Origin of the sequence: Streptomyces sp. NPDC085866, from assembly GCF_044541035.1 — a bacterium.
Classification (GTDB): Bacteria; Actinomycetota; Actinomycetes; order Streptomycetales; family Streptomycetaceae; genus Streptomyces.
In genome coordinates, this window is sequence record NZ_JBITSQ010000017.1 from 15,662 (window position 1) to 38,076 (window position 22,415).

Consider the following 22,415-nt stretch of genomic DNA (forward strand, 5'->3'; position numbering starts at 1 on the left):
CCCAGCTCCTGAAGCCCAATCAACCCGGATGCACCGCCGGAACGACGCCGCCCTGCCCGCGTACCCCGTCGGTCACCGTCATCGTGGCGCCGACGGGGTACGCCCGTCACCCGCGAGCGGAGTGCGACTTCAGCGGATGCGGTGCTTCCGCCAGAAGGGGCCGAGGTCCCTGTGCGTCATCGACTGTGCGGCCTTCTTGAAGCCGGCGGTGGTGGAGACGCCGTACCAGTGGTCGTGGGCGTACTTCTTGATGAGGCGCGCCATGGTGCCGGCCCCGAGGACGTGCTCCAGGTCGGCCAGGACGCAAGGGCCGATCCCGTACACGACCTGGAAGTACTCGTCACGGTGTGTAGACCAGTAGGCCATCGAGTTGGTGAGCGCGGCGGTGGCGCTCGGCCAGGAGTCGTCCGGCGAGCACTCGAACCCGTCCCAGCGGTAGTAGCGCGCGTTGGCGTACTGAGCGAAACTCTCGTCCAGCCAGGGTGAGTTGTACTCGTCGTTGCCCACGACGCCGTACCACCACTGGTGGGCGATCTCATGGACGGTGGCGCCGCCCTCCTCCTCGGTGCCGAGGATGACCAGGCCGGGGTACTCCATGCCGCCGGCGAACCCGGGGGTCATCACGAGGTCGATCTCGCCGTACGGATAGCGGCCGAACTCCCTGCCGAACCGGTCGATGGCGGCGACGCCGTCCTTGCGGTTGAGGCGGACACCGGCGGCGGGCGTGTTCGGCGACCAGTACGACTTCACGCGCACGCCGTCGGGCGAGGTCTGGGTCGCGGTGCGGAACGGGCCCGCCGCCCATGCGAAGTCCCGCACCCGCTTGGCGACGCTGTGGGTGACCGTACGTCCGGTACCGCCGGGGCGGGTCCATGTGCTGCCGGTCGCCGGGACCTTGAGGGCGGACGGGTGGTCAAGGCGCACCCGGAAGTCGCTCGCCAGGGTGTAGAAGCTCTCGCCGTACGACACATACGGATCGAGGTGCCATCCCCTCGCGTCGTGCACGGCGAGGACCGGCAGCGCGTTGCCCAGGAAGCGGAACGCGCCTTCGCGGCCGAAGCGGTTGTTGAGTGCGGGCACGGTGAGGGCCAAGTCGAAGGAGACGGCCGTCCGCTCGCCGCGTGCGAGCGGCCTCGGCAGAGCGATGCGCAGCGCCGTGCACTTCACGCCGGGGCGGCCCGGAGTGCCGCCGCGCACGTGGGAGACGCGGACGGGGGACGGTCTTCCGGATGTCCCGCAGCCGTCCTCGCCATTGCCCCACAGGCGTATGTACACCTCACGCAGGGGCCGGCTGGAGGCGTTGCGGAAGGACACCGTCTGCCGGCCCGCCCAGTGGGAGCCGTCGGCGTCGGCGCGCAGCTTCACGTCGTAGCTGGGGCGGTCGGGCGTCGCGGGTTCGGCCGCTCTCACCGCGGCGCCGGGCGCCGGGCCGGACGGCGTGCCGGCCTCGGCCACGGTGGAGCCTGCTGTCGCGAGCAGCGCGAGCAGGGCGACCAGCAGACGGCGACCGGTTCTTGAGGGGCCCGTGGGCGACGAAGGCATGGCTGACGACATGACAGATGACATGCCAGCGGATCTTGTCACAGGGTTCCCCACGGCCGACACAGGCCCGCGCGAAGAGGGGAGGTCGGCTCCGCTTGGGCGGCGAAAATGCCAGGGTAGGCAGGGGATGTTCGCTGTACGTTGGCGCACAGTAAGGATCCCGGTTCAACCCATCCGCAGTTCATCCCCTTCAATGAGGCCTGGTCAGGGACACCACGTACGCCGAGGACGCCTCCCGCGTACGCACCGGCACCGCTCCACGTGCCATGGCATCCCTGCGTAACCTGGCCATCGGCGCTCTCCGACTCGGCAACCAGACAAACATCGCCGCTGGACTCCGCCACCACACCCGCGACGCCAACCGTCCACTGATCACCCTCGGCATCATGTGATCAACCAGGATACATCACCTGAACGACGCGGCCCTGCCGGTACGCCGCCGATCCCGGCGCAGTGAGCGTGGTGCGCGTCTGTCGGCACCCGGCGGTCTACGATCCGCGCGTGGGAACGCTTGCCGATCGCGCGGATGATGGTCGATTGCGCCCACAGGCAGGAATGGCGCATGCGCCGCACCCTGGAAGAAGCCGGTGTGGGCTACGTCCTGACGGGGCGAGGAGCGGTTGGCTCCGCGGCACAATGAATGCCCGCAAGGGACGGCCGCAGCACTGCGGGAGCAGGTGGCCCAGCGGCGGCATCGCACTCTTTCGGACAGTACTGGCTGGTAGGGGCAGTGCGGTGGGTGGTCCAGGGCATGATCGCAGTCATGTCCCGTGAGAGTGATGCTGCCTGCCTGGTGTGGGAGGTCCAGCTGTACGAGCCGTTCAGCCGTGTGTGGATCAGCAAGGGCTACGGACGTGCGACCACCGACGCGGACCCGGCCGAGTTCTGCCGTGCTGTCTTGGCCGGCCATCTCGCGCGCGGTCCGGTCCGATGTGGGGAAACGTTCCGCGCACTCGTCCGCACCGGCAATGGTGAGAGCCTGACCGTCACAGCGGACGAACTCCCCACCAGCAGTTGGACGGTGGATCCAGCACTCTGCCAGATGCTCCCCACCTACCTCCGCGACGCCCTCACCTGATCGCGTTTCACAGGCCCGGCGCCCCACATGCTTCCGGCCCTCCTCGACGTTGGTGTCGAGGAGGGCCGGTGCGTTGGTAGCGGGGACAGGATTTGAACCTGCGACCTCTGGGTTATGAGCCCAGCGAGCTACCGAGCTGCTCCACCCCGCGTCGGTACGCCCCAGCCTACGTCATGCGCCAGGCATTACCGGACACGGGCCGGGGCTCGACAGCCTCCCCGCGCCGCATCGACAGCCGCACTGACCGTGGGGAACGCGCGGTAGAACGCTTCCCCTGTGTGCGTATGCCGCACGCGGCCGCGCTGCGGTCGTCACCGTCTCGGTCCCGCGACTGCGTACGCCGCGGTGCCGGCAACCGTGAGGACCAAGGCCGTCCAGGTGTCCGCTGAGGGCCGGACGGCAGCAGTATCCAGCTCGCCGCCTGCATCGGCGTACTCGTCTGTGGCGGGGCAAAGAACGAGAACGAGAGCCAGGCGAAGGGCGGTGTTCAGGCGTACTCGCCGCCCGAGATCGTCGTGCTCAGAGCGACCAGTCCCATCAAGCCCGGGCTGTCCCGGACGACGAACGAGGTGGTGGTCATGTCCTCGCCCATCGCCTGCACTGTCAGCAGCACCGTGCCGACGACCGCGCCGCAGAGCAGCGCGTGTGCCGCTCTGCGGGGAACCCAGCGGATCGCGTCCGTGCGGCCCAGCGCGAGGTCCTGCCCGCTGAGCCCGATCGGGGCTGCCGTCGCCTCCGTGCGGCCGACTGGACCTCCGCGTGGTCGCCGCCAAGTCCGACGAACGGACCGCCGGACCATCGGATGCCCGGGGCCGGCCCCTGCCCGCGCCGCACCGGTGACAGTGCGGCGCGGGCGGATGAGGCAGACGGGCTGCCCGCTGTTCAGGACAGTTCACGGACCCCGAGTTGCTGTACGAACAGCAGGCTGTCGGCGTTGGCCCAGTACTCGGCGAGCATGCCGTCCTTGATCAGCAGGGTGTCGGTGCCGGTGAAGTGGACGCGGTTGCCCACGGCGTCGTCGGACGCGCCCGGGAAGCCTCCGGCGTAGGTGCCTTCGGCTGCCCAGCGGACCACCAGGAAGTCGTCAGTGGCGATCGGGCCGACCGTGATCTCGAAGCTGAGGTCGCGCAGGATGGTGTGGATGCCGCTCACCCAGCCGTTGAGGCCCTCGCGGCCGTGCACGGTGTCGTCGCCAGACCCGGTGATGGGGGCGGCGTGCGCGACGAAGTCAGGCGCGATGATCTTGTCGGTCTGGGACAGGTCGTTGTTCCACAGGTCCTTCCACGGCTCGGCGAGCGAGGCGTTGGCGGAAGCGGACATGGCAGTTCTCCTTCGTGGCGATGGGCTTCTTGCAGGACATGCGGTGCGCGGACTTTGCCGTGAGCCACAGGCTGTGGGCTGCCGCGACTGGCTGCGGCTCCAGTTGCGCCCATCGGCGCAGCGGGTGAGGACCGCGTCGATCCAGTCGAGGGCGAGCTGGTGGAAGGCGAGCATCGCGCCCTCGTGCCAGTGTTCGCCCGCGCCCTCGGCGTCGGTGAGCAGGATGTTTCGGTAGGGGCAGGTCGGGCTTCAGTGAGGCGGTGCGACTCGCCGTGGAAGGTCGCGTCGTTCTTCGGTGGCCGCCGCCGCGAAATAGCCCTCTTCCAGCACCGAGTCGTACCGGCCGTGGTAGATCAGCGTCGGCCGCGGCTCACCGAAGGCGTCCGGACCGAACAGGTAGCCGGGCAGCCTGGTCCCCTCGAAGGGGACGGAGACCGGTTCGGCTGGTGGTCCAACAGAGCAGTGGCCGCCGCGAAGGAGAACGCGTCGTTCTCGAACTGGCACTTCATGGAGGCTCCAGAGCTTGCTGTTGATGGAGGGCCCGGCGAAGCCGTCGAAGTCGATACCGGCGCCGTCTTCGGGTCGCCCGGCGGAGTTGCTGCTGACACGGCTGCTGCGGTGGGGTCGGAGCCCGGGCCGAAGCTGTGGGGGATCAGCGGCGGCCCGGGCGGCTTGGGTGGGTCAGGCAGGCAGTTCGGAATCGGGGATCCAGTGGCCGTGGATGCCGGCGGGCACCCTGCGGGGGAGTTCGACGGCGGCCACGGTGCTCAGGTCGCTCGCGTCCAGGACGAGCAGCTCCGAGGCGTCGGCCTTGAGGTCGCTGACGATGGTGAGCAGGTAGCCGTCGTCCTCGGCGGTCCCGCCCTCGGCGGGCGCGAAGACGGCCTCGCCGGGCATCCGGCCCTCGCCGTGCGCGAGCAGTTTCTCCTGGCCGGACCGTGTGTCGAACTTGACGGTGTGGTAGCCCGACAGGCCGGCGCCGGGGAACGCGATCGCGTAGCTGTAGCGGTAGGCCGAACCGGTGTGGGCGTCGTTGATCGACGGGAACTCGGTGGCCAGGTCGTTGAGGGACTCGGTGGTGACCTTGCCCCTGGCCGGGTCCATGATCCACCGGTAGAAGGTTGAGCCGGCGTCCGGGCTGGTGCCGTAGCCGGGAGCGCCGACCCACCACTTCCACGAGCTCTCCCAGGCGGAACGGTCGAAGCACGGTGCTTCGAGGACGATCCGGCCCTGCGCGTCGGTGTAGGCGTTGGTCACGTGCAACAGCGCTGCCTGGTCGGCCACTTCGAACCAGGTGGTCCTGCCCCCGGCGCGCGGCATCACGCCGATGCGCAGTGGGACGTCGTCGTGCCAGCGGTAGGGGATGCCGGACTGCTCGGCGTGGTCGAAGACCACCGGCGAGTTGATGAAGACGACGTGCTCGCGGGTGATGGCGAAGTCGTGCATGAGCGAGGGGCCGGAGCCGTCGATGACCTCCGAGCTGACGATGTCGCCGGAGGCGTCGGCCACGTAGTAGGTCAGGTACGGCGGGAAGGGGCTGTAGCTGAAGAAGTGCAGCTCGCCGGTCTCCGGGTCCTCTTTGGGATGGGCGGTCATCGCGCTGGTGAGCTTGCCGCCGAAGTCGTGGACGCCGATCGTGTCGAGGTCGGCGCTGACCTCCCAGGGCAGGTTGGCCTCCTGCAGGGCCAGGTAGCGGCCCCCGTGGAAGATGATGTTGGTGGCGGCGGCGCTGACTTCGAGTTCGGTTCCGGTGAAGGGCACGCCGTCCAGGTAGGGGGTGCGCACCCAGCGGTTGCGGTACCACTCGGCCCGGCCGCCCGTGAGGCGGACGCCGTGGATCATGCCCTCGCCGCGGAACCAGTGCGTGGGGGTGACGCCCGGTTTGGGGTTGTGACCGTTGCGGAAGTAGCGACCGTTCAGCTCAGGCGGGAGGGTGCCGCGTACCTTCAACTCGTGGCCGGTGATCTCGTCGGTGACGGGGGTGAAGTGGCCGCTGACATAGGGCTTGTCGAGAGTCATAATCATGCCTTTCGGGTCGAGAGAGCCGAGATGAGGAGGGTCAGGGCGGCGCAGGCCAGGAACGCCGCGGCGGAGGAGGGGAGCAGGGTCAGGAAGGACAGGCCGATGGCTCCGCCGATCTGCCGGGTGGCGTTGACCAGCCCGCCGGCCAGGCCGTTGTCAGCGGCCGGGACGCCCGTGGAGGACATCGCGGTGAGCCGGACGAAGGCCACCCCCAGTCCCATGCCAATGAGGAGCGTCGGGCCGAGCAGGTCCGCAAAGAAGGTGCCCTCGGCGGGAGTCCGGGACAGCCAGGCCAGTCCGGCCGCGAGGACCAGCAGGCCCGCGGGAAGCACAAGGCGGCCGGCGACCTTACCGGTGACCCATGACGAGACAGTGATCGTGAGGGCGAGCGGAAGCTGGGTCAACCCGGCCACCAGGGGCGAGTAGCCGAGGGCGCGCTGCTGATAGAGGGGCAGGAAGTAGAAAAGGCAGAGCCAGACCGCGCCCAGCAGGGCCATCAGCACGTTGGGCACCGCCACCACGCGCATCCGCGCCGGTAGCAGAGGGTCGGTGGCACGCCGCTGGAGCACCACGAACAGGCCGAGCAGCGCCACACCGGCCACGGCCAGCGGCCAAGGGCCTGACAGGCCGTAGGTGAGCGCGACCAGACCCGCCGTCACCGTCACCGCGCCCGGCGCGTCCAGGCTTCCGCCGCGCGGCCGGTCGGCCCCGACAAGCAGCCGGGTGGCCACCAGGACGGCCAAGGCGAAGGGCACCATCACGACGAACACCGCACGCCAGCCGTACAGGCTGGTGAGCAGCCCGCTCAGCAGCACGCCCGCCGCCCCGCCGGCACCGGAGACAGCGCCCCACACTCCGAGCGCGGTGCCACGCCGCTCCCTGTCGGGATAGATCGTCAGCACGAGGGCCAGTGCCGTGGGCGCCAGCAGCGCGGCGCCGATTCCCTGCACCGCCCTGCAGGCGATCAGCACGATCGCCGTGGGCGCCAGTGCAGCGCCCAGGGAGGAGAGTGCGAACAGGCCGATGCCGAGCAGGAACACACGGCGAAGGCCGTATACGTCGCCTGCGCGTCCGCCCGGCAGCAACAGCGCGCCGAAGACCAGTACGTAGGCGTTGACCGTCCAGGCCTGGCCCGTGTCCGACGGTGCGAGCCCGGCCCGGATCTGGGGCAGGGCGACGTTCACGATCGAAGTGCTCAGCACGACCAGGAACTGGGCCGTGGCCAGAACCGCCAGCGATGTCCAGTCGGTGGCGGTCGGTTGCTCTGCGGTGCGGGTCATGGCTCGACACTCACAGCGTGCGGTCGCCGCTCGCGTCGGTAGTTATTGCCTATACGACTCCTTGCGGGACGGCTTCTGGGCCACTGGGGTCTGTTCTGGATTCCCCTGCGGCACACAACCGCATAGGTTTTCGAGCATGCCCGAGACACACACGGATGAGCTGATCGGTCGTCAAGACGACATACGACAGCTCGACGCCCTACTTCAAGCGGCACGGGAGAGCCGGGGCGGCGCCCTGGTCCTGCGCGGTGAGCCGGGCATCGGCAAGAGCGCGCTGCTGCGTCACCTGGACGAGGCCGCGACCGGATTCCTCGTCATACAGGCGTCCGGTGCGGAGTTCGAGACGGAGCTGCCGTTCGCCGCGCTGCACCAGTTGCTCGCGCCCGTCGCCGACCGGTTGACGGCACTCCCTGCGCCGCACCGCAAGGCGGTGGAGATCGCTTTCGGCCTCGACACCGGCAGACCCGATCCGTTCCTGGTCGGCGTCGCGTCGCTGGGCCTCCTGGTGGAGGCAGTGCGGGAACGCCCGCTCCTGTGCGTCGTCGACGACGCACAGTGGCTGGACCAAGCATCGGCCAAGGCGCTGGCCTTCGTGGCCCGCCGGGTCGCGGCCGAGCCGATCGCCCTCGTGTTCGCGGCGCGCGAGCCGAGTCGCCTGCCCGAGCTGGACGAGCTGCCCGGCCATTGGCTTCAGGGTCTTGGCGAAGCGGATGCCCGCGCGTTGCTGGCCGCGGCGGTTCGCGCCCCGTTGGACGAGCGGGTGCGCGACCGCATCCTGGCCGAGGCGCGTGGCAACCCCCTCGCGCTGGTGGAGCTTCCCAGGACCGCCGGACTCGGCGGGATGGCGGGCGGATTCGCCCAACCCGAGTCGGTGCCCGGCGTGATCGAGCAGAGCTTCCGGTCCCGGCTGGAGCTCCTGCCGGCGGCGGCCCGGCTGCTGGTGACCGTCGCCGCCGCCGACCCGATCGGCGACCCCGGCCTGCTGTGGCGTGCGGCCGAGCTCCTGGGCATCGACGCGGCTGTCGCCGCGGAGTCTGCCCCGCTGGTCGAGTTCGGCACCCGGATCCGATTCAGTCACCCCCTCGCCCGCTCGGCCGCCTACCGCGCCGCGACGCCGGAGGAGCGGCGCAGGGCACACGAGGCCCTGGCCGCCGCGACCGACCCGGTCGCCGACCCCGACCGACGGGCCTGGCATCGCGCCCAGGCCAGTGCCGGCCCGGACGAGCAGGTCGCCGCCGAACTCGAAGCCTCCGCCGCTCGCGCCCGGGAACGTGGCGGTGTCGCGGCGGCGGCGGCGTTCCTCGAGCGCTCGGCCGCGCTCACGATCAGCCCGGTCCAACGCGCCGAGCGGGTCCTCGCCGCGGTCCACAACAAGCTCTCGGTGGGCGACTTCGACACAGCGGCCGAACTGCTCACCACCGTCGGGACCGACGATCCGAGCCAGGCCGCCAGGGCCGACCTGCTCCGCGGCAGGCTGTCGTTCGTCCGCCGCCGGGGAGACGAAGGCCCCACAAAACACCTCCTGCGCGCCGCCGCCCGGCTGGCGGCCACCGACCCCGCCTGGTCACGGGAGTGCTATCTGGACGCCGTCGAGATGGGCGTCCTGCTCGGCGGCCTCGATCACGTGGTGGACGCCGTCAGGAAGGCCCCGCCGTCGGGTGAGCCGGTGTCCGGCGCGGCGGCGGTCCTGACCGGCCTCACCAGCCTCGTCGGCGACGGACATCGGGCAGCGGGGGAGATCCTGAGGCCGATCGTCGGTGACGCCGGCCACGAGGTGTGGGCCAGACGGCCGTCACTGGGCTTCATGGTGGCCGCCGAACTGTGGAACCGCGACGCCATGTACGGCATCGCCACCCGTGCCGTGGCGGCCGGCCGAGAGTCGGGCTCCTTCCACGAACTGCCCATCGGACTGGCCATGCAGGCCACCGCGACCGTGCACACCGGCGACTTCGGTACCGCGACGGAGCTGATCTCCGAGGAGGAGGCGATCGCCGACGCCACGGGCGCGGCACCGTTGGTCTATCCGCGCCTCCACCTGGCCGCGCTGCGTGGACGGCGCAAGGAAGCCGTCGAACTGTTCGCGTCGGTGGACCATCGGATGAGCCTCAGCGTGCAGTGGGCGACGGCCGTATTCAGCAATGGCCTCGCCGACTACCCGGCCGCGCTGAAGGCGGCAAGGCAAGCGGTCGAGTACGGCGCCGTCGGCACGTCGAGCCTTGCCCTGCCCGAGCTGGTCGAGGCGGCCGTGCGATGCGGCGAGACCGAGATCGCCGCCGCGGCCCTCGCCTCCCTCCAAGAACGCACGCAGGCGGGCCGACAGGCGTGGGGCCTTGGCGTCGAGGCCTATGCGCGGGCCCTGGTGACCGAGGACGAGTCCGCCTACCAGGAGGCGATCGCTCTGCTCGACGACGGCGCACTGGTCGTCTACCGCGCGCGGGCGCAACTGCTGTACGGGGAGTGGCTGCGCCGCCAGGGCCGACGGCGTGACGCCCGGTCCGCGCTGCGGCCGGCGCACGAGGCGCTGTCCGACCTCGGTGTGGAGGCGTTCGCCGAGCGTGCCGCCGGCGAGTTGCGCGCCACGGGCGAGCAGGCTCGCAGCCGCACTTCGAAGGCATCGGACCAGCTGACGATGCAGGAGGTGCACATCGCACGCCTGGTTGCCGACGGCGCCACCTCCAAGGAGGTGGCGGCGAAGCTGTTCCTCAGTCCGCGGACGGTCGACGCGCACCTGCGCAACATCTTCCGCAAGCTCGGGCTCACCTCACGCAGGCAACTGCGAGACCTGCCCGACATTCGTTAGCCGCATGGTGGTGGCCGCGGCCTCGGGCCCGTTCATCGACTCCACGGGGCCGGGCCAGTTCGACCCGTACTTGGCCCGGTAGGCACCGGAGACGCGCTGGACGAGCTCGGGATCATCCACCGGTCGGAGGGTGACGGACAGCCGGACCCCGGCCACCTCCACCTCCGTGTCCGCATGCCGCAGGACCCGGCGGTACCAGGCACTGCGCCGGCCGAAAGCCGAGCGGACATACGCCTCCTCGTCGAGCACCACCACCCAGACCGTCCTGGGCGACCACCGGCCGTCCGCATGCCGTACCCACAGAGCGATCTCCGTGCGATCCATATAGGCGTTCATGGACGAACTTTCACCGTGCCGGCACTACGTACGCGTCGGTGGTCTTCACCTAGATAGGCGGGCTTCACCGACGCGAGAGCGGTGCTCTCGCGAAGAAGCTGAGTGTCATGACGAACATCGACATGACGAAGCCCGAAATCGCAATAGACACCGACACGCACACCCTTGAGGCGACCACTGACGTCGGGGCGCTTCACCACAAGGGCACCAAGAAGAACAACGGCGCGAAGAACAAGGCCAAGCGCCGCGTCGCCAAGGCACTGGCGTACTTCGCCCTGATCTTCTCCGGGCTCCTGGTTCTGGCCGAGCCGTGGCTGCTGATCCCGGTCGTCGCCCTGGTCCTGGCGATCTCGCTCTGGGACTGAACTCGGCGCCGCCGGGCCCGCCGCGCTGGCACCTGCACCTGCACCTGCACCTGCACCGAAAGCCCATCTGCCGCAAGATGCGCCAGGTCTGTGCTGGGCTGAAGCGCACATGTAAGCGCCGGGCGATCACGGTGGCCACCCGGGCCGGCAGTGCCCCCATACCGCCGTCCCGCCAGCGGGCATGCCAGGCATAGGCGGACTCTCGAGGAGTACGTCGACGGTCTCCCACACGGCTAGAGCCGACACAACGCCACAGCAACCGGACGGTGTGGCAGCCAATGCGTCCGAACCGCCATGAGCCGCTGCACGTCTCAGCGCACCGGCCGCAGCCCGCACACTGAATCACCAGTGCGGCCCCAAACGGCCAGTCCAGGACCGCGACCTCGCTGGTGTCCGGTCCGGCGGTCACGAGGATCCTGCGTCCGGTGTGGTCGCTGACTGCACACGTTGCTCTCCGCCGAGGAGGCCAACCGACGGAACGCCGCTCCCGAGGTGACGGAATGACCAGAACGGGGACAGCGGGCCGTGCGGCCGCGGCACGCGGTGTCCTTGGACAATGAAGCCGGTCACCCTGTCATCCGATCGAGGCGTTTGACACCGAACCCAGGCGTCCACGCCCTCGCGCCGCCCCGACCGGCCGGTACCGCCGATGGTCGGCACCGACGCGATCGGGGCGGTCGTGTATCTGCCGGCCACCGCCATCGAGGAGGGCCGGGACCTGTCCTCGTTGAACGGCACCCTGGCCTGCGCCGCCTACCGTCTGCTGCCGGCCTGACGTTCCGGCCTCACTGCAGGTGCCGGCCGAAGAACCGGTCCCCGTCCTCCACCTCGAACCACGGGGTGCCGACGTGTCCGCCCAGGTTGGCGTGCAGCGTCTTCTCCTGGGTGCCGAAGGCGTCGAAGAGGTCCAGGGCCCGCTGCCGGGGGTTCCCTTCGTCGTCCCACTGCAGCAGGAACAGCAGCGGAATGGTGACCTGCCGAGCCTCCTCGCGCTGGGCACGGGGCACGTAACCCCCGGCGAAGAAACCGGCGGCCGTGATGCGTGGCTCGACCACCGCCAGCCGGATGCCGACGGCGGTCCATCCCGAGTACCCGACCGGGCCGCCGATCTCGGGCAGCGCAAGGAGGGCGTCCAGGGTGGTGCGCCATTCCGGGACCGCCTTTTCGACCAGCGGGCCGATGAAGGACTCGAAGATCTCGTCGACCGGCTCGCCGGCCTGCATCGCCCGGCGGAGGTCGGCGCGAGCCTGCTCATCGGCGGTTGAACGGGGCCGGTCACCGCACCCGGGGGCGTCGATGGAGGCCACCGCGTAGCCGCACGCCGCGGAGTGCCGGGCCCGGGCCACCAGCCGGGATTGCCCCTTGGGCAGGCCGTTGTTGTGGGCCATCAGGATCAGCGGGGCCGGTGCGGCGGATTCAGGCGTCCACAGGGTGCCGGGGATCTCGCCGAGGGTGAATTCGCGTTCCAGGACGCCGTCGTCGAGGCGCTGTTCAGAAGTGAATCGCATGGTCGTGCCTTTCGGGAGTGCGCTTGAACGGCGCTCCCGGACGACCTACCGTCCGACCGTGACCCCGGAGGGGAGCACCCATGTCGATACTGCGTTCACGGGTACCACCTCCTCGTTCTGTCGCACGGCCTCCGGAAAGGTAACAGTGGTCGCCGTGGTCCGCCAACGGGTTTTGCGGAGGTGCCCTGGCCGGAGCCACGGAGCCACGGAGCCACGGAGCCACTCGACTAAAGGCCAGGACCGTGCGGTTAAGGGCGAGTGATCATGGCTCCTCTTCTGACCGGGGCGCAGAGCCGGTGACACCCGTACGTATGCCACGCTCTCGGAGGTCGGCCTAGGATGCCGAGCGGTCAGCGGAGGGCGGGGGTATGGGCGGGAGTCTGCGCAAGATCTTGCTGTGGGGGCGGGCCCTGCAGGGGTGGTGGTCGGATCGTCTGGGCAAGGAGATCGTCTCCACATGGGCTGCGGGCGTCGTTTTGGGCGTTCCCGTCTGGATCTTCATCGAGATCTTCTGGCACCCGGACTCGATCCTCGGTGACGGCGGGCTCGGCGCCATCGGGCTGCTCATGATCCTGGCTGTCGTAACGCTCTTCGCGTGGACGGGTGTCATGATCGTCCGAGAGACGATCGCCGAGTGCCGCGCGACCACAGGCCACGCTCGGCGCTCTTTGCTCACAGTTCAGGTACTCACGGCCGGGACGGCCGGATGGGTCGCCCTGCGGGCGATCTTGGTCTTCGGTCATGACGTGTCGCCGACCGTAGGCCTGATCTCGGCGATTCCGCTGGCGACTCCGTACACGCTCGCGTTTCTGGCACTCGTCATGCGCGAGGACGTTCGGTGGCGCGTGGTGCGAGCCGTGCTCCCTGCGCCGATTGCCCTGGTGGTGCTGCTCCGGTTCGTGTGACCGGGTCCAAAGTGGTCAGACACCAGCCGCTGCCGGTGCGGATGACGGCGTGGAACGTTTTCCCCGTAACGGGCCGGACCGCGAGCGAGATGTCCGGCCGGCACAGCACGGTGCGAATCCCGGTGGGACTTCTACGTCGTCACGGCAACCTGTCCGCGCACAACAGCCTGTCCACCCGAACCTGGCTGGAGGATCACCCGAGGATCCGCCATCTCGTCATGCCTGTCGGCGCCTGCAGACTCAGCCTTCAGGAAGACTGATGGCGCATCTTCCGCAAGGCCGACCTCGCTGGGCAGTTCTTGGCAGGACACCCCAGATCGAGCAAGCCACTCGTCTCGCAACAGCCCAGCTCAACGTCCGAGCCGGGTCCTGGGTAGGGGGAAGACCCGGACCTTCAACCCACGTCTTACGACGCGGATGTGTACACCGTTTGAGGAAACCAGCACGAGGACCCGTCCGGGCGGCGTTCATGTCATCGATGCGAGTGACACGGTTCGGCCGAGCCGCGATTTCGGGCACGACAGCGGCCGGACAGTGCCCGTCGGGGGCCTGCCCGGCCGCGATGCGCTGCCTCCCCTCGGGTCAGCGGTCCGCGTTCGAGGCCGCGTCCCGGTCGGCCGCGGCGGCGGCCGACTCGGCCGCGTTCACCTTCTGCTGCATCTGCGAGTAGCCCGACGGCGTGGCCGCCGGGGCCTTCGGAGACGCCCCGTCATGACCGGAGCAGCCGACGGCGAGGGCCGCCAGCAGGACCACCGGCACCGTTGCGGCCCGTGCGCGCATCAACTTGTCGCCTTGCCGCCGTCGTTGTCCCGGCACCAGGTCCTGACCTGGTCGAGGTCCTTCTGGCCCTGCTTGAGGGTGGGCACCAGCGCCTTGCGGGTCTTCAGCCGGTCCTGGAGAAACGTGGCGATCTCGGTGTGGCCGGCCTTCTCGGCGTTGGCCACGCGACGTTCCAGCCGGGCGACCGAACCCCGGGTGTCTGCCCCGGCGTCCAGCCGCTTCAGCGCCCGGTCGATCCGCCGGTCGATCCTCGGCACTCGCTTGCACAGCGCCTTGGCCCCGTCGCCGGTTGGCCCCGGCGCGGGGGAACTGTCGGCCGTGGCCGCGCCGGTGCCGCCCGCCAACAGCGCTGCCGTGGCGAGCCCGACCAGCAGGTTGCGCCGCCTTCGCCGGATGTCCATCACATTCCTCCGTTCCCGGGCGGACCACTCGTCCGCCCGACCCACGGCAGGCTAGGAGTCCTCTTTGGGGAAACCTTGTGACCGGTATGTCCCGGCTGTCCCGATCAACCAGTCGCGGCGGTCGGGCAGTTCTCCCTCCCCGGCAGGCAGGCGCACCTCGAAGCGTGCCCCCGTGCTGCCGGGTGCGCCGCCGACCGTCACGGCGCCTCGGTGCAGCGCGGCCTGCTGGGCCACCAGCGTGAGGCCGAGCCCGGAGCCGGCGCTGAGCGGGCCGCGCCGGAACCGCTCGAAGATCCGCTCCCGGTCCTGCACCGGCACACCCGCTCCGCCGTCGTCCACCGTGAGCACGATCCACTCTCCCACGCGCCGCAGCCCCACCGTCACGCTCACCAGCCCGCCCGCGTCGGCTCCGTGCGCCACGCCGTTGGCCAGCAGATTGTCGAGCAGCAGCCGCAGTCCCGGTTCCCAGCCGCGCACGGTGATCCCCGCCGGGGCGTCCAGCACGATCAGCGCGCCGGGCGCATGGCGCCGGGCCTCGGCGACGGCCGCCTCCGCGATCTCCGTGAGGTCGGCGGTGCGGAACGCGTCCGCCTCCACCAGGTCCCCGCGCCCGAGGTCGCGCAGCATCACCAGCAGGCCCAGCAGCCGCCCGTGTTCGCGGCGCAGATCGGCGACGACCTCCGTGCGGTCCGGTTCGGGGAGCCCGGGGTGACCGGCCAGGATGTCCAGGTTGGTGCCTATGCTCATCAGCGGGGTGCGCAGTTCGTGGGCGGCGGCCGCCGAGAACGAGCGGGCGGTGTCCAGGGCCTCGGCGGTGCGGGCGGCCTGCTCGTCGTAGCGTGCCAGCACGGTGCGTACGGTGGCGGCCAGTTCGTCGACCTCGGTGACACCGGTCCGCTCCAGCGGCAGGCGCACGCGATCGGAGCGCGGGTCCAGCCCGGCGGTACGGCGGGTCAGCCGGCGCAGCGGCGCGGCGGCACCCGCGGCCATTCCCCAGGCCAGCAGGCCGGACAGGGGGGCCGCGAGCAGAGTGCTGACCAGCACCCGGCGCCGGACCAGCCGCTGCTGACCGCGATCGGCGGTGTCCGACGTGAACACCCACAGGGTGCCGGAGGCGAGCGGCGTGCGCACCGGACGGGCCAGCGCCCGCCAGCTGGCGCCATCTGCGCGCACGGTGACCGGTGCCCCCGTGCGCGCGGGCAGCGGCACGCCGGAACCGGGCTGCGGGCCGCCGCTGAAGGAACCGTCCGGTCCCACCACCCGTACGCCTACGTCGAGCGCCGCGCTGTAGAGGGCGCGTTCACGGGTGTCCGCCGCCTTGGGCCGACCCGCCGCGCCGGCCCGCAGCAACGCCCGGGCGTCCGGGAGGACGGCCGCCGCCCGTTCCCGCAGGTGGTCGTCCTCGGCGCGGTGCAGATCGCGGGCGACGAGCTGGAGCAGCAGCCATCCGGAGGCCAGTACCAGCAGCGGCACCGTGCAGCCGACCGCCAGTCCGATCCGGGCCGACAGCCTCACGGCTCCTCCCTCAGCACGAAGCCGACCCCACGCACGGTGTGGATCAGCCGTGGTGCGCCGTCGGCCTCCAGCTTGCGCCGCAGATAGCTGACGAAGGTGTCGACGGCATCGCTGCGCACGTCGAAGTCGTAGCCCCACACGCGCTCCAACAGCTGGTCACGGGTGAGGACCAGCCCGGCGTTGCGGGCCAGCACCTCCAGCAGCTCGAACTCGCGCCGGGTGAGGTCCAGCGGGCATCCGCCACGCCGTACGGTGCGGGCGGCGGGTTCGATCAGCAGGTCCGCCACCCGCAACGCCTGTTCCTGGGCGGCGGGCGGCCGGCGCCGCAGCAGCGCCCGCAGCCGTAGCACAAGTTCCTGCAGGGCGAACGGCTTGACCAGGTAGTCGTCGCCGCCGGCCTGCAGGCCGGCTATCCGGTCGGCGGTCTCGTCGAGCGCGGAGAGCATGAGCACCGGCAGATCCCGACCGTCGGCGCGCAACCGCGCGCACACCTCGATGCCGCTCATCCCGGGCATCGACACGTCCAGGACGAGCACGTCGGGTGGGCCGTCCGCGACGGCGGCGAGCGCGCCGAGCCCGTCGGGCGCGGTGCGGACCGCGAAACCGCTCAGCCGCAGCCCGCGCTCCAGTGACCGCCGGATGGCCGCGTCGTCGTCCACGACCAAGACCGTCCCAGGGGGTGCCGTCCCGCCCATGCGCGCCTCCCTCGCTCGCCGTCAACGCCCGGCCGGCGTAGGGGGTACACGTCCGCCGCCAGCGCCCGGTCAGCGTAAGGCCCGGCTCCCATCTGTCGGCAACCTCGGTGGCCTGTGCCCTCGTCGGCCGGAGCACGTACGTCAGCGAGCTCTGCCCGTGGACGGCCGCGATCCACAGGGCTCGCCAGCGGGGGTCCACCGGCGGCCAAAGAGACCGCCGCGCTCCGCGGTGCCCCTGCCAGGAGTGGTCAAGCCGTGACGTCCGCGGCGCCGCACCGCAACCGCAGTGGCCGAAAATATGTCTCTCAACGCGTGCCGGAAGCGCCGGAACGAGTGGGATCTCGGTCGGCACAGCGGATCTGGGGGGACGGAATGAACGCATGGGCGGTGCCCGGATACACCGAGTCGCTGGAGCTCGGATCCGGGGCGAGCGGACGGGTCGTACTGGCCGTGCACGAGGGGACCGGCCTTCCGGTCGCGGTGAAGTACCTCAGCGAGTCACTGCGCACCCGGCCGGGATTCGTGCACGAGTTCAGGTCCGAGGCGCGGCTGCTCGGCGGGCTGGAAAGCCCGTACGTCGCCGGGTTGTACGAGTACGTCGAGAGCCCGGACGGCGCCGCCATCGTGATGGAGTTGGTGGACGGTGTCTCCTTGCGGGACCTGCTGGCCAGGCGGGGTCCGCTGGATCCCGAGGCCGCGCTCGTGATCCTCAAGGGTTCGCTGCTCGGCCTGGCCGACGCGCACCGCATCGGCGTCGTCCACCGCGACTACAAGCCGGAGAACGTCCTGGTCGTGCCGGACGGTTCGTCCAAGCTCGTCGACTTCGGGATCGCGGTGGATACCGGCACCAGTGTCGGCGTCGCGGGAACCCCCTCCTACATGGCCCCGGAACAGTGGACCGGCGCGCCCGCCTCTCCCACCGCCGACGTGTACGCGGCCACGGCCACATTCTTCGAGTGCCTGACGGGCCACAAGCCGTACTCGGGTGACAACATCGCCGAACTCGCGCTGCGGCACGTCGACGCGCCCGTCCCCGCCGACGAGGTCCCCGAGCCGGTGCGTGCACTGGTGCGGCGCGGCCTGGCCAAGGACCCGGAGGAGCGGCCCGAGCACGCCGAGGCGTTCGTCTCGGAACTGGAGTCGGCCGCCGGCGCCGCCTATGGGCCCGACTGGGAGGAACGCGGCCGGGGACGGCTAGCCGCGCTGGTCGCACTGCTGCCGCTGCTGCTGCCCTCAGCGCGCAAAGCCCCGCAGACCACGACGGACACCGCACGCACGGTCCTGGCCCAGGCAGCGGGCCACGGCCCGGCTCGGTCGTGGCTCCCTGGCCGGGCGGGGATGCTGGTGTCGGTGGCGGCCGTGCTCCTGGGCATCCTCCTGACCTACACCGCCCAGCACGCCCGGGCAGCGGATCCGCAGCAGACGGCCAAGGCCCTCGCCACCACCAGCGCCCAGCCCGGCGTGACGTCGCAGGGTCCCACCGCATCGACCTCGCCGGCCCACGCGTCCCCGTCCCCGACCGCCACTGTGTCCCCGAGCCTGTCGCCTTCGGGCCCACCGTCTCCGGACACCACCGGCACCAGCGACCCTTCGACGTCCGCCACCATGACGCCGTCCGGGGAGACGACGTCCGGCGGGGCAACCACCGACGCGACACCGACCACCGCTTCCCCCACCGCGCCGGCCGCTCCCGCGGTCAAGGACGTCGCGGTGTCGGCGTTCCGGCAGACGGGTCCGTCCACCGCCTCGGCGACCGTCGACATCACCACGGACGGCACCGGGCCGATCTCCATCACCGTCTCGTGGTTCACCAGCAATGCCGCAGGAGTGCTCGGCATCCCGGACGGTGCGCCCCAGACCTTCGAACGCAGCGGCGCCGCCCATTACTCGCTCGCCGTCGACCACACCTTCCAGAACACGGGGTGCTACTGGGCGGTGCAGGCCACGACGACCCCGGCCGCTGCCGACGGCGGCGCCTCGCAGCAGCTTCTGACCAGGCAGTGTGACCTCCGATGACCGCTCAGAACGACCGCACCCCGGCACCTGCCGACGACTGCGAGTCCACGCGCGTGCTCGATCCCGCAGGCGAGTCCACGCGTGTGCTCGATCCCGCAGGCGAGTCCACGCGTGTGCTCGATCCCGCAGGCGAGTCCACGCGCGTGCTCGATCCCACCGACGAGCCCACCCACGTAGTCGACCCCAGCGACGAACACGCCCCCACAACCCACCTCGCCCCCACCACCGAACACCCCCCGGCCCACGAAACCGGCCCGAACGACGCCGAGTACAGCGCCACAGTGCTGGCCAGTCACTGGATCCAGCGGCCCGAGCCCGACGACACCGACACTCTCGTCGCACCGCCCGGCATGCAGATCACACCGACCGCACCGCCGCAACCCGATCGTGTCGAAGGCACCGTGCTGCGTTTCGGCCCGGGAGTGACGGCCGCCGTCGCGCACCGCACCGATAGAACGCTGCCCACCGTGCCACCAGCCCCCGCACCTCCGCCTCGGCGCATGCGCAGACACGCTCTGCCCGCGCTGGTGCTGGTCTGCGTCATCGCGTTCCTGGCCTGGCAGCACCTCCAGCCGTCCGTCGGGGTGCGCAGAGTGGCAGTCGCCGTCCGGCCGACGACCGTCGGCTGCAACGGCACCGCGGACATCGTCGGCCTGGTCACCACGAACGACCGGCCGGGCACGCTCTCCTACCGCTGGAGCCGAAGCGACGGCACCACCTCGACCGTCCTGCGGGAAACGGTGGCCCGGGGCCAGAGGCAGGCACGGCTCCACCTCCTGTGGACCTTCCAGGGCAAGGGCCACTACAGGGCACGAGCCGAATTGCGCATCCTCACTCCCACCCACCACACAGTGACCACGCACCTCACATACGACTGCCCCTGACCACCCGTCAACCGTCGGCGTGGACATGTCCCGAACGACATCGGCAACTTGACCCGATGCGCCGCCCCGAGCCGCGACTGGCTGCCGTGGAGGGCAAGGCGTACATGCGGAAGGAGATCGGTGAGCGGGACGGTTGGGAGTGCGGGCATTGCCTGACGCTTGTGTCACGCGAGGCCGATCCGCGTGACCCGCGCGCGCCGCAAGTCGACCACATTACGGCGATAGTCCAGGGCGGGGCGGATACGCGGGACAACGTGACGATTGCACCGGTGCTGCAATGCGGACCGGTGGGGGTTGGGCCGGCGGTGTTCGCCGGCGTAAGCGGCGCAGCGGCTGGCGCTGGCCGTGATGGCGTGCGAGGCCCGTCGCGGCGAGGCGCTCTCGCCGGCCGTGCCGCCGCCGGGATGTGCCCCGGACTCAACCCGTTCCTCCCCTTGATCGTCATCCTGCTGTCGTGCGACTCGCCCCTCGCGCAGTGGCAACCCGACGACCCGGGGGCGCCCGGCGGCCCGCTGCGCTGGCACAACTCGGCCTGTCCGGGGCTGTGCCTGACCGGTCTGGGGAATGAGCAGCAGGTCCTGGCCCTCGCGTGCGACGACAGTCCCTCCCAGCGGTGGTGGGACAATTCCCGCGAGGTCTCCGACCGCGCGTGGGAGCCCGGTGACGGGCGATTCCGGCTGCGCGCGTGGAACGGCCTCTACCTGGACCAATTCGGTGAGCCCGGCCGTGACGGCACCGCACTGACCACCCGTCGGCGCAATGACGTCAACACCCAGCGCTGGGACATGGAATACGCCGGCCTGGGCGACAACATCGTCCGGCTCAAGGGGCTCGGCAGCGGCGGACGGTGCGTCGACATCCTGGACACCCACGAGCCCCGGCCCAGCGAATGCTCCCTGCTGCACGACTGCACGGACCGCGGCGTCAGGGACGACGGCACACCGCTGGCAGGCGGAGATGTACGGGGACGGTTCCCTCCGTTTTCGCAACGAGGCCGCGCACCTGTGCCTGGTGCCCTCGGCGCGGGAGGCGGCCTACGTGACGATCGAGAGCTGCAGCGATGACGCCTGTCAGCGCTGGACGATCGTGCCGTAGCCGTGACTCCGTAGCCGCGGGGTGAACCGGGCCTGGGCCGACGCACGGCAATCGGCCCAAGCCCCAGGGGCCGGCCTCCGCCTCCTCCTCTTTCAGCTTGTTCTCGGCTTAACCGGCCATCAGTGTGTCTGTGGTCCTCGGCGGCGAGGACTCGGCAGCGCTGGAGCAGTGGCTCGGCGAGCACGGGTGGGAGGTCGATCCGACGGTGTTCATGGCCGGCGCGCGGGGTCCGGCTGTCCAGGTCCGCCGGATCGGAGGGGCGTGGCAGGACGGGGAGGCGGGGTTGTTGATCCTGCCCGGTGAGGTGGCGGAGTACGACGGTGGCTGGGTGCGCATCGTCACCCGGCCGGCCGCGGCAGCCTCGCCCACCCCGTAGGCCCAGCGCTTCACATGCTTCCGGCCCCCTCGACGTGGGTGTCGAGGGGGCCGGTGCGTTGGTAGCGGGGACAGGATTTGAACCTGCGACCTCTGGGTTATGAGCCCAGCGAGCTACCGAGCTGCTCCACCCCGCGTCGGTACGCCCAGCTTACGGCATACGCGCGGGCTCGGCGGCCACCACCCCGAGTGAGCCGGGAAACGGGACGCGCGGGGCGCCTGCAGGGGAATCGAACCTCTCGGTGGACTCCGCCTGTGACTCAGCTCCCGTGTGGTGCGCAGCGCCTTGAGCATGTTCAGGTTCCGGTGCCGGGGCGGGAGTCATATCGGCTTTTGGTACCGGTTCGGGGGTCGCCCCCCGCGAGCGTGGACTCCGAGGAGGAAACCCGCCGACCCCGACCCGGCCACCGACCATGAGACCCCGACCAAGGTCACGATGGCGACACGAACTCCATGGTCGCCGTCATGGTCGGCCCGTCCACCGGCCCGACCACGAGCCAGCCGTGCACCAAGGCCAGGACATCGTGTCCGGCACACGGTCCCCGGACCGAGGACCGCCGGGCGACAACGTGGCGCTCGGACACCTGCCCCGCACCCCGATGCGCAGACGGAAGCCGACCGGACCCTGGTCGGACTGCCTGTGCAGTGCATCATCCCAGCTCGCGCACGAGCAGATCGGAACCTCTCGGGGCGGACTGCGCAGCCGCGCCGCGCAACCCGACAGCGCAGACCCTCGCCCGGTTGCGCAGCCTCACTCCGCAACATGCGGCCTCCGGAGCCCGAGCGACCAGTTGAGCCGCCCCACCCTCATGACTAGGCGCAAACAGCCGGACTCCTCCCGCCCTCTGCCCGGCTCTGATCGCCTTTCGTGCCCTGCTTAGCGGGAGCCAGTGAACTTGAATGCGTGATGTCGGCTACTGTGGTCGGTCACCCGCCCTGGTGGCCGACGGCCCACACGGACCATGACTCGACGCGCATATTTCGACACCCATGGAAAGGCGCGGCGTTCGACCGAAGGGCGTTGGAGGGGGCCGATAAGGTACGGGCCGGGCCGGACGATCAAGGGGGACCACCGATGGACATCCAGGAGAGCTTGCGCCGCTACGGGCTCCGCCCCGCAGGCGTAGACCTCGACGAGATCCGGGCACTGCTCGAGGAGCGCACGGAGCGTGAACGACGCGTCCAGGGCGAAGGCGACACCGAGCTCATGAAGCTTTGCTGCGTCCAGCTGTTCAACAGCGGCCACATCGACGACGCTCTCCTCGTCTGGAGCGCGAAGGAAGCCAGCTTCGATGCGGCCTGCTCGATCGACATCCAGCTCCTGCTCGGACACGGACTCGATGCAACGAAGGCCCACCTCTCGGCTCACCCTGCGCCTTCTGCGGCGGCGGCGCTGCGCCGACTGATCGAGGGCGAGGCTGTCGGTGAACTCGAGGGCTTCTCAGTCGAGGAACACTCCGCCTTCTACGACAGCTACTACGGCGTCCACTGAATCTGA

At 70.6% G+C, this 22,415-nt stretch carries 21 protein-coding genes and 2 tRNA genes; 11 read left to right on the forward strand and 12 right to left on the reverse strand.

What is annotated here, in order from left to right:
- Positions 1-129: 129 nt before the first annotated feature.
- Entirely contained in the window at positions 130-1,542 is a 1,413-nt protein-coding gene (locus ACIF83_RS35280; protein ID WP_399733108.1) for a M1 family metallopeptidase, read from the reverse strand.
- A gap of 266 nt (positions 1,543-1,808) precedes the next feature.
- Between ACIF83_RS35280 and ACIF83_RS35285 the strand changes: the two genes are divergently transcribed.
- Together ACIF83_RS35285 and ACIF83_RS35290 are read left to right on the forward strand one after the other, a co-directional pair.
- Positions 1,809-1,934 (forward strand): hypothetical protein, encoded by a 126-nt coding sequence (locus ACIF83_RS35285; protein ID WP_393484908.1) that lies wholly within the window; start codon positions 1,809-1,811, stop codon positions 1,932-1,934.
- A 371-nt stretch (positions 1,935-2,305) separates the two neighbouring features.
- On the forward strand, positions 2,306-2,620 hold the full coding sequence (locus ACIF83_RS35290) for a hypothetical protein (RefSeq protein WP_399733111.1): 315 nt from the start codon (positions 2,306-2,308) through the stop codon (positions 2,618-2,620).
- 74 nt (positions 2,621-2,694) lie between these two features.
- On the opposite strand, the gene ACIF83_RS35295 is transcribed toward ACIF83_RS35290, so the two are convergent.
- The 4 genes from ACIF83_RS35295 to ACIF83_RS35310 all read right to left on the reverse strand — a co-directional run bounded on the left by ACIF83_RS35295 (position 2,695) and on the right by ACIF83_RS35310 (position 7,242).
- Positions 2,695-2,771 (reverse strand) — tRNA-Met (locus ACIF83_RS35295).
- A 731-nt stretch (positions 2,772-3,502) separates the two neighbouring features.
- The gene (locus tag ACIF83_RS35300) at positions 3,503-3,940 is read right to left on the reverse strand and encodes an ester cyclase (protein WP_399733114.1); all 438 of its coding nucleotides are present in this window, start codon (positions 3,938-3,940) and stop codon (positions 3,503-3,505) included.
- A 681-nt stretch (positions 3,941-4,621) separates the two neighbouring features.
- Positions 4,622-5,959: a carotenoid oxygenase family protein gene (locus ACIF83_RS35305; protein WP_399733117.1), complete on the reverse strand. Its 1,338-nt coding sequence runs from the start codon at positions 5,957-5,959 to the stop codon at positions 4,622-4,624.
- Positions 5,960-5,961: 2 nt separating this feature from the next.
- Positions 5,962-7,242, reverse strand: coding sequence for an MFS transporter (locus ACIF83_RS35310; RefSeq protein WP_399733120.1), 1,281 nt, complete (start codon positions 7,240-7,242; stop codon positions 5,962-5,964).
- Positions 7,243-7,378: 136 nt separating this feature from the next.
- Here ACIF83_RS35310 and ACIF83_RS35315 point away from each other — a divergent pair, with 136 nt between their 5' ends.
- Complete coding sequence (locus ACIF83_RS35315) at positions 7,379-10,042, forward strand: ATP-binding protein (protein ID WP_399733123.1); 2,664 nt, start codon at positions 7,379-7,381, stop codon at positions 10,040-10,042.
- Here the strand turns inward: ACIF83_RS35315 and ACIF83_RS35320 are convergent.
- Positions 10,004-10,378: a DUF2255 family protein gene (locus ACIF83_RS35320; RefSeq protein ID WP_393484901.1), complete on the reverse strand. Its 375-nt coding sequence runs from the start codon at positions 10,376-10,378 to the stop codon at positions 10,004-10,006. The genes ACIF83_RS35315 and ACIF83_RS35320 overlap by 39 nt on opposite strands.
- Positions 10,379-10,485: 107 nt before the next feature.
- Between ACIF83_RS35320 and ACIF83_RS35325 the strand changes: the two genes are divergently transcribed.
- Together ACIF83_RS35325 and ACIF83_RS35330 are read left to right on the forward strand one after the other, a co-directional pair.
- Positions 10,486-10,743, forward strand: a complete 258-nt coding sequence (locus ACIF83_RS35325; RefSeq protein ID WP_393484900.1) for a hypothetical protein — start codon at positions 10,486-10,488, stop codon at positions 10,741-10,743.
- A gap of 649 nt (positions 10,744-11,392) precedes the next feature.
- Positions 11,393-11,518: a hypothetical protein gene (locus ACIF83_RS35330; RefSeq protein WP_399733126.1), complete on the forward strand. Its 126-nt coding sequence runs from the start codon at positions 11,393-11,395 to the stop codon at positions 11,516-11,518.
- A gap of 10 nt (positions 11,519-11,528) precedes the next feature.
- On the opposite strand, the gene ACIF83_RS35335 is transcribed toward ACIF83_RS35330, so the two are convergent.
- Complete coding sequence (locus ACIF83_RS35335) at positions 11,529-12,251, reverse strand: dienelactone hydrolase family protein (RefSeq protein WP_399733129.1); 723 nt, start codon at positions 12,249-12,251, stop codon at positions 11,529-11,531.
- A gap of 368 nt (positions 12,252-12,619) precedes the next feature.
- Here ACIF83_RS35335 and ACIF83_RS35340 point away from each other — a divergent pair, with 368 nt between their 5' ends.
- On the forward strand, positions 12,620-13,156 hold the full coding sequence (locus ACIF83_RS35340; RefSeq protein ID WP_399733132.1) for a hypothetical protein: 537 nt from the start codon (positions 12,620-12,622) through the stop codon (positions 13,154-13,156).
- 582 nt (positions 13,157-13,738) lie between these two features.
- Here ACIF83_RS35340 and ACIF83_RS35345 read toward each other — a convergent pair.
- The 4 genes from ACIF83_RS35345 to ACIF83_RS35360 are packed head-to-tail and all read right to left on the reverse strand — an operon-like array spanning position 13,739 to position 16,547.
- Positions 13,739-13,936, reverse strand: coding sequence for a hypothetical protein (locus ACIF83_RS35345; RefSeq protein WP_398141931.1), 198 nt, complete (start codon positions 13,934-13,936; stop codon positions 13,739-13,741).
- Positions 13,936-14,337, reverse strand: coding sequence for a hypothetical protein (locus ACIF83_RS35350; protein WP_399733135.1), 402 nt, complete (start codon positions 14,335-14,337; stop codon positions 13,936-13,938). The genes ACIF83_RS35345 and ACIF83_RS35350 overlap by 1 nt, the downstream gene beginning before the upstream one ends.
- Before the next feature lie 51 nt (positions 14,338-14,388).
- Complete coding sequence (locus tag ACIF83_RS35355) at positions 14,389-15,852, reverse strand: ATP-binding protein (protein ID WP_398141930.1); 1,464 nt, start codon at positions 15,850-15,852, stop codon at positions 14,389-14,391.
- A complete protein-coding gene (locus ACIF83_RS35360) occupies positions 15,849-16,547 on the reverse strand; it encodes a response regulator transcription factor (protein WP_393484893.1) in 699 nt (232 codons plus the stop codon). The genes ACIF83_RS35355 and ACIF83_RS35360 overlap by 4 nt, the downstream gene beginning before the upstream one ends.
- A 372-nt stretch (positions 16,548-16,919) precedes the next feature.
- Between ACIF83_RS35360 and ACIF83_RS35365 the strand changes: the two genes are divergently transcribed.
- The 4 genes from ACIF83_RS35365 to ACIF83_RS35380 all read left to right on the forward strand — a co-directional run bounded on the left by ACIF83_RS35365 (position 16,920) and on the right by ACIF83_RS35380 (position 20,918).
- Positions 16,920-18,563, forward strand: a complete 1,644-nt coding sequence (locus ACIF83_RS35365) for a protein kinase (RefSeq protein WP_399733140.1) — start codon at positions 16,920-16,922, stop codon at positions 18,561-18,563.
- Positions 18,560-19,447 carry a hypothetical protein gene (locus ACIF83_RS35370; RefSeq protein ID WP_399733143.1) on the forward strand — a complete coding sequence of 296 codons (888 nt, stop codon included), beginning with the start codon at positions 18,560-18,562 and terminating at the stop codon, positions 19,445-19,447. Before ACIF83_RS35365 ends, ACIF83_RS35370 begins: the two co-directional genes overlap by 4 nt.
- Before the next feature lie 56 nt (positions 19,448-19,503).
- The gene (locus ACIF83_RS35375) at positions 19,504-20,511 is read left to right on the forward strand and encodes a hypothetical protein (protein ID WP_399733146.1); all 1,008 of its coding nucleotides are present in this window, start codon (positions 19,504-19,506) and stop codon (positions 20,509-20,511) included.
- 155 nt (positions 20,512-20,666) lie between these two features.
- The gene (locus ACIF83_RS35380) at positions 20,667-20,918 is read left to right on the forward strand and encodes a hypothetical protein (protein ID WP_399733149.1); all 252 of its coding nucleotides are present in this window, start codon (positions 20,667-20,669) and stop codon (positions 20,916-20,918) included.
- 59 nt (positions 20,919-20,977) lie between these two features.
- Here the strand turns inward: ACIF83_RS35380 and ACIF83_RS35385 are convergent.
- Positions 20,978-21,054 (reverse strand) — tRNA-Met (locus tag ACIF83_RS35385).
- A 938-nt stretch (positions 21,055-21,992) separates the two neighbouring features.
- On the opposite strand from ACIF83_RS35385, the gene ACIF83_RS35390 reads away from it, so the two are divergent.
- Positions 21,993-22,409 carry a hypothetical protein gene (locus ACIF83_RS35390; protein WP_393479998.1) on the forward strand — a complete coding sequence of 139 codons (417 nt, stop codon included), beginning with the start codon at positions 21,993-21,995 and terminating at the stop codon, positions 22,407-22,409.
- The last annotated feature ends 6 nt before the right edge of the window (positions 22,410-22,415 follow it).

Excerpts from the sequence above, each read along its gene's own strand:
- ACIF83_RS35325 (WP_393484900.1), top strand. The coding sequence starts at position 10,486 with ATGACGAACATCGACATGACGAAGCCCGAAATCGCAATAGACACCGAC.
- ACIF83_RS35310 (WP_399733120.1), bottom strand. The coding sequence starts at position 7,242 with ATGACCCGCACCGCAGAGCAACCGACCGCCACCGACTGGACATCGCTG.
- ACIF83_RS35345 (WP_398141931.1), bottom strand. The coding sequence starts at position 13,936 with ATGCGCGCACGGGCCGCAACGGTGCCGGTGGTCCTGCTGGCGGCCCTC.
- ACIF83_RS35300 (WP_399733114.1), bottom strand. The coding sequence starts at position 3,940 with ATGTCCGCTTCCGCCAACGCCTCGCTCGCCGAGCCGTGGAAGGACCTG.
- ACIF83_RS35335 (WP_399733129.1), bottom strand. The coding sequence starts at position 12,251 with ATGCGATTCACTTCTGAACAGCGCCTCGACGACGGCGTCCTGGAACGC.
- ACIF83_RS35390 (WP_393479998.1), top strand. The coding sequence starts at position 21,993 with ATGGACATCCAGGAGAGCTTGCGCCGCTACGGGCTCCGCCCCGCAGGC.
- ACIF83_RS35370 (WP_399733143.1), top strand. The coding sequence starts at position 18,560 with ATGACCGCTCAGAACGACCGCACCCCGGCACCTGCCGACGACTGCGAG.
- ACIF83_RS35340 (WP_399733132.1), top strand. The coding sequence starts at position 12,620 with ATGGGCGGGAGTCTGCGCAAGATCTTGCTGTGGGGGCGGGCCCTGCAG.
- ACIF83_RS35350 (WP_399733135.1), bottom strand. The coding sequence starts at position 14,337 with ATGGACATCCGGCGAAGGCGGCGCAACCTGCTGGTCGGGCTCGCCACG.
- ACIF83_RS35330 (WP_399733126.1), top strand. The coding sequence starts at position 11,393 with ATGGTCGGCACCGACGCGATCGGGGCGGTCGTGTATCTGCCGGCCACC.
- ACIF83_RS35285 (WP_393484908.1), top strand. The coding sequence starts at position 1,809 with ATGGCATCCCTGCGTAACCTGGCCATCGGCGCTCTCCGACTCGGCAAC.
- ACIF83_RS35365 (WP_399733140.1), top strand. The coding sequence starts at position 16,920 with ATGAACGCATGGGCGGTGCCCGGATACACCGAGTCGCTGGAGCTCGGA.
- ACIF83_RS35305 (WP_399733117.1), bottom strand. The coding sequence starts at position 5,959 with ATGACTCTCGACAAGCCCTATGTCAGCGGCCACTTCACCCCCGTCACC.
- ACIF83_RS35280 (WP_399733108.1), bottom strand. The coding sequence starts at position 1,542 with ATGCCTTCGTCGCCCACGGGCCCCTCAAGAACCGGTCGCCGTCTGCTG.
- ACIF83_RS35290 (WP_399733111.1), top strand. The coding sequence starts at position 2,306 with ATGTCCCGTGAGAGTGATGCTGCCTGCCTGGTGTGGGAGGTCCAGCTG.
- ACIF83_RS35360 (WP_393484893.1), bottom strand. The coding sequence starts at position 16,547 with ATGGGCGGGACGGCACCCCCTGGGACGGTCTTGGTCGTGGACGACGAC.
- ACIF83_RS35315 (WP_399733123.1), top strand. The coding sequence starts at position 7,379 with ATGCCCGAGACACACACGGATGAGCTGATCGGTCGTCAAGACGACATA.
- ACIF83_RS35375 (WP_399733146.1), top strand. The coding sequence starts at position 19,504 with ATGCGCCGCCCCGAGCCGCGACTGGCTGCCGTGGAGGGCAAGGCGTAC.
- ACIF83_RS35320 (WP_393484901.1), bottom strand. The coding sequence starts at position 10,378 with ATGAACGCCTATATGGATCGCACGGAGATCGCTCTGTGGGTACGGCAT.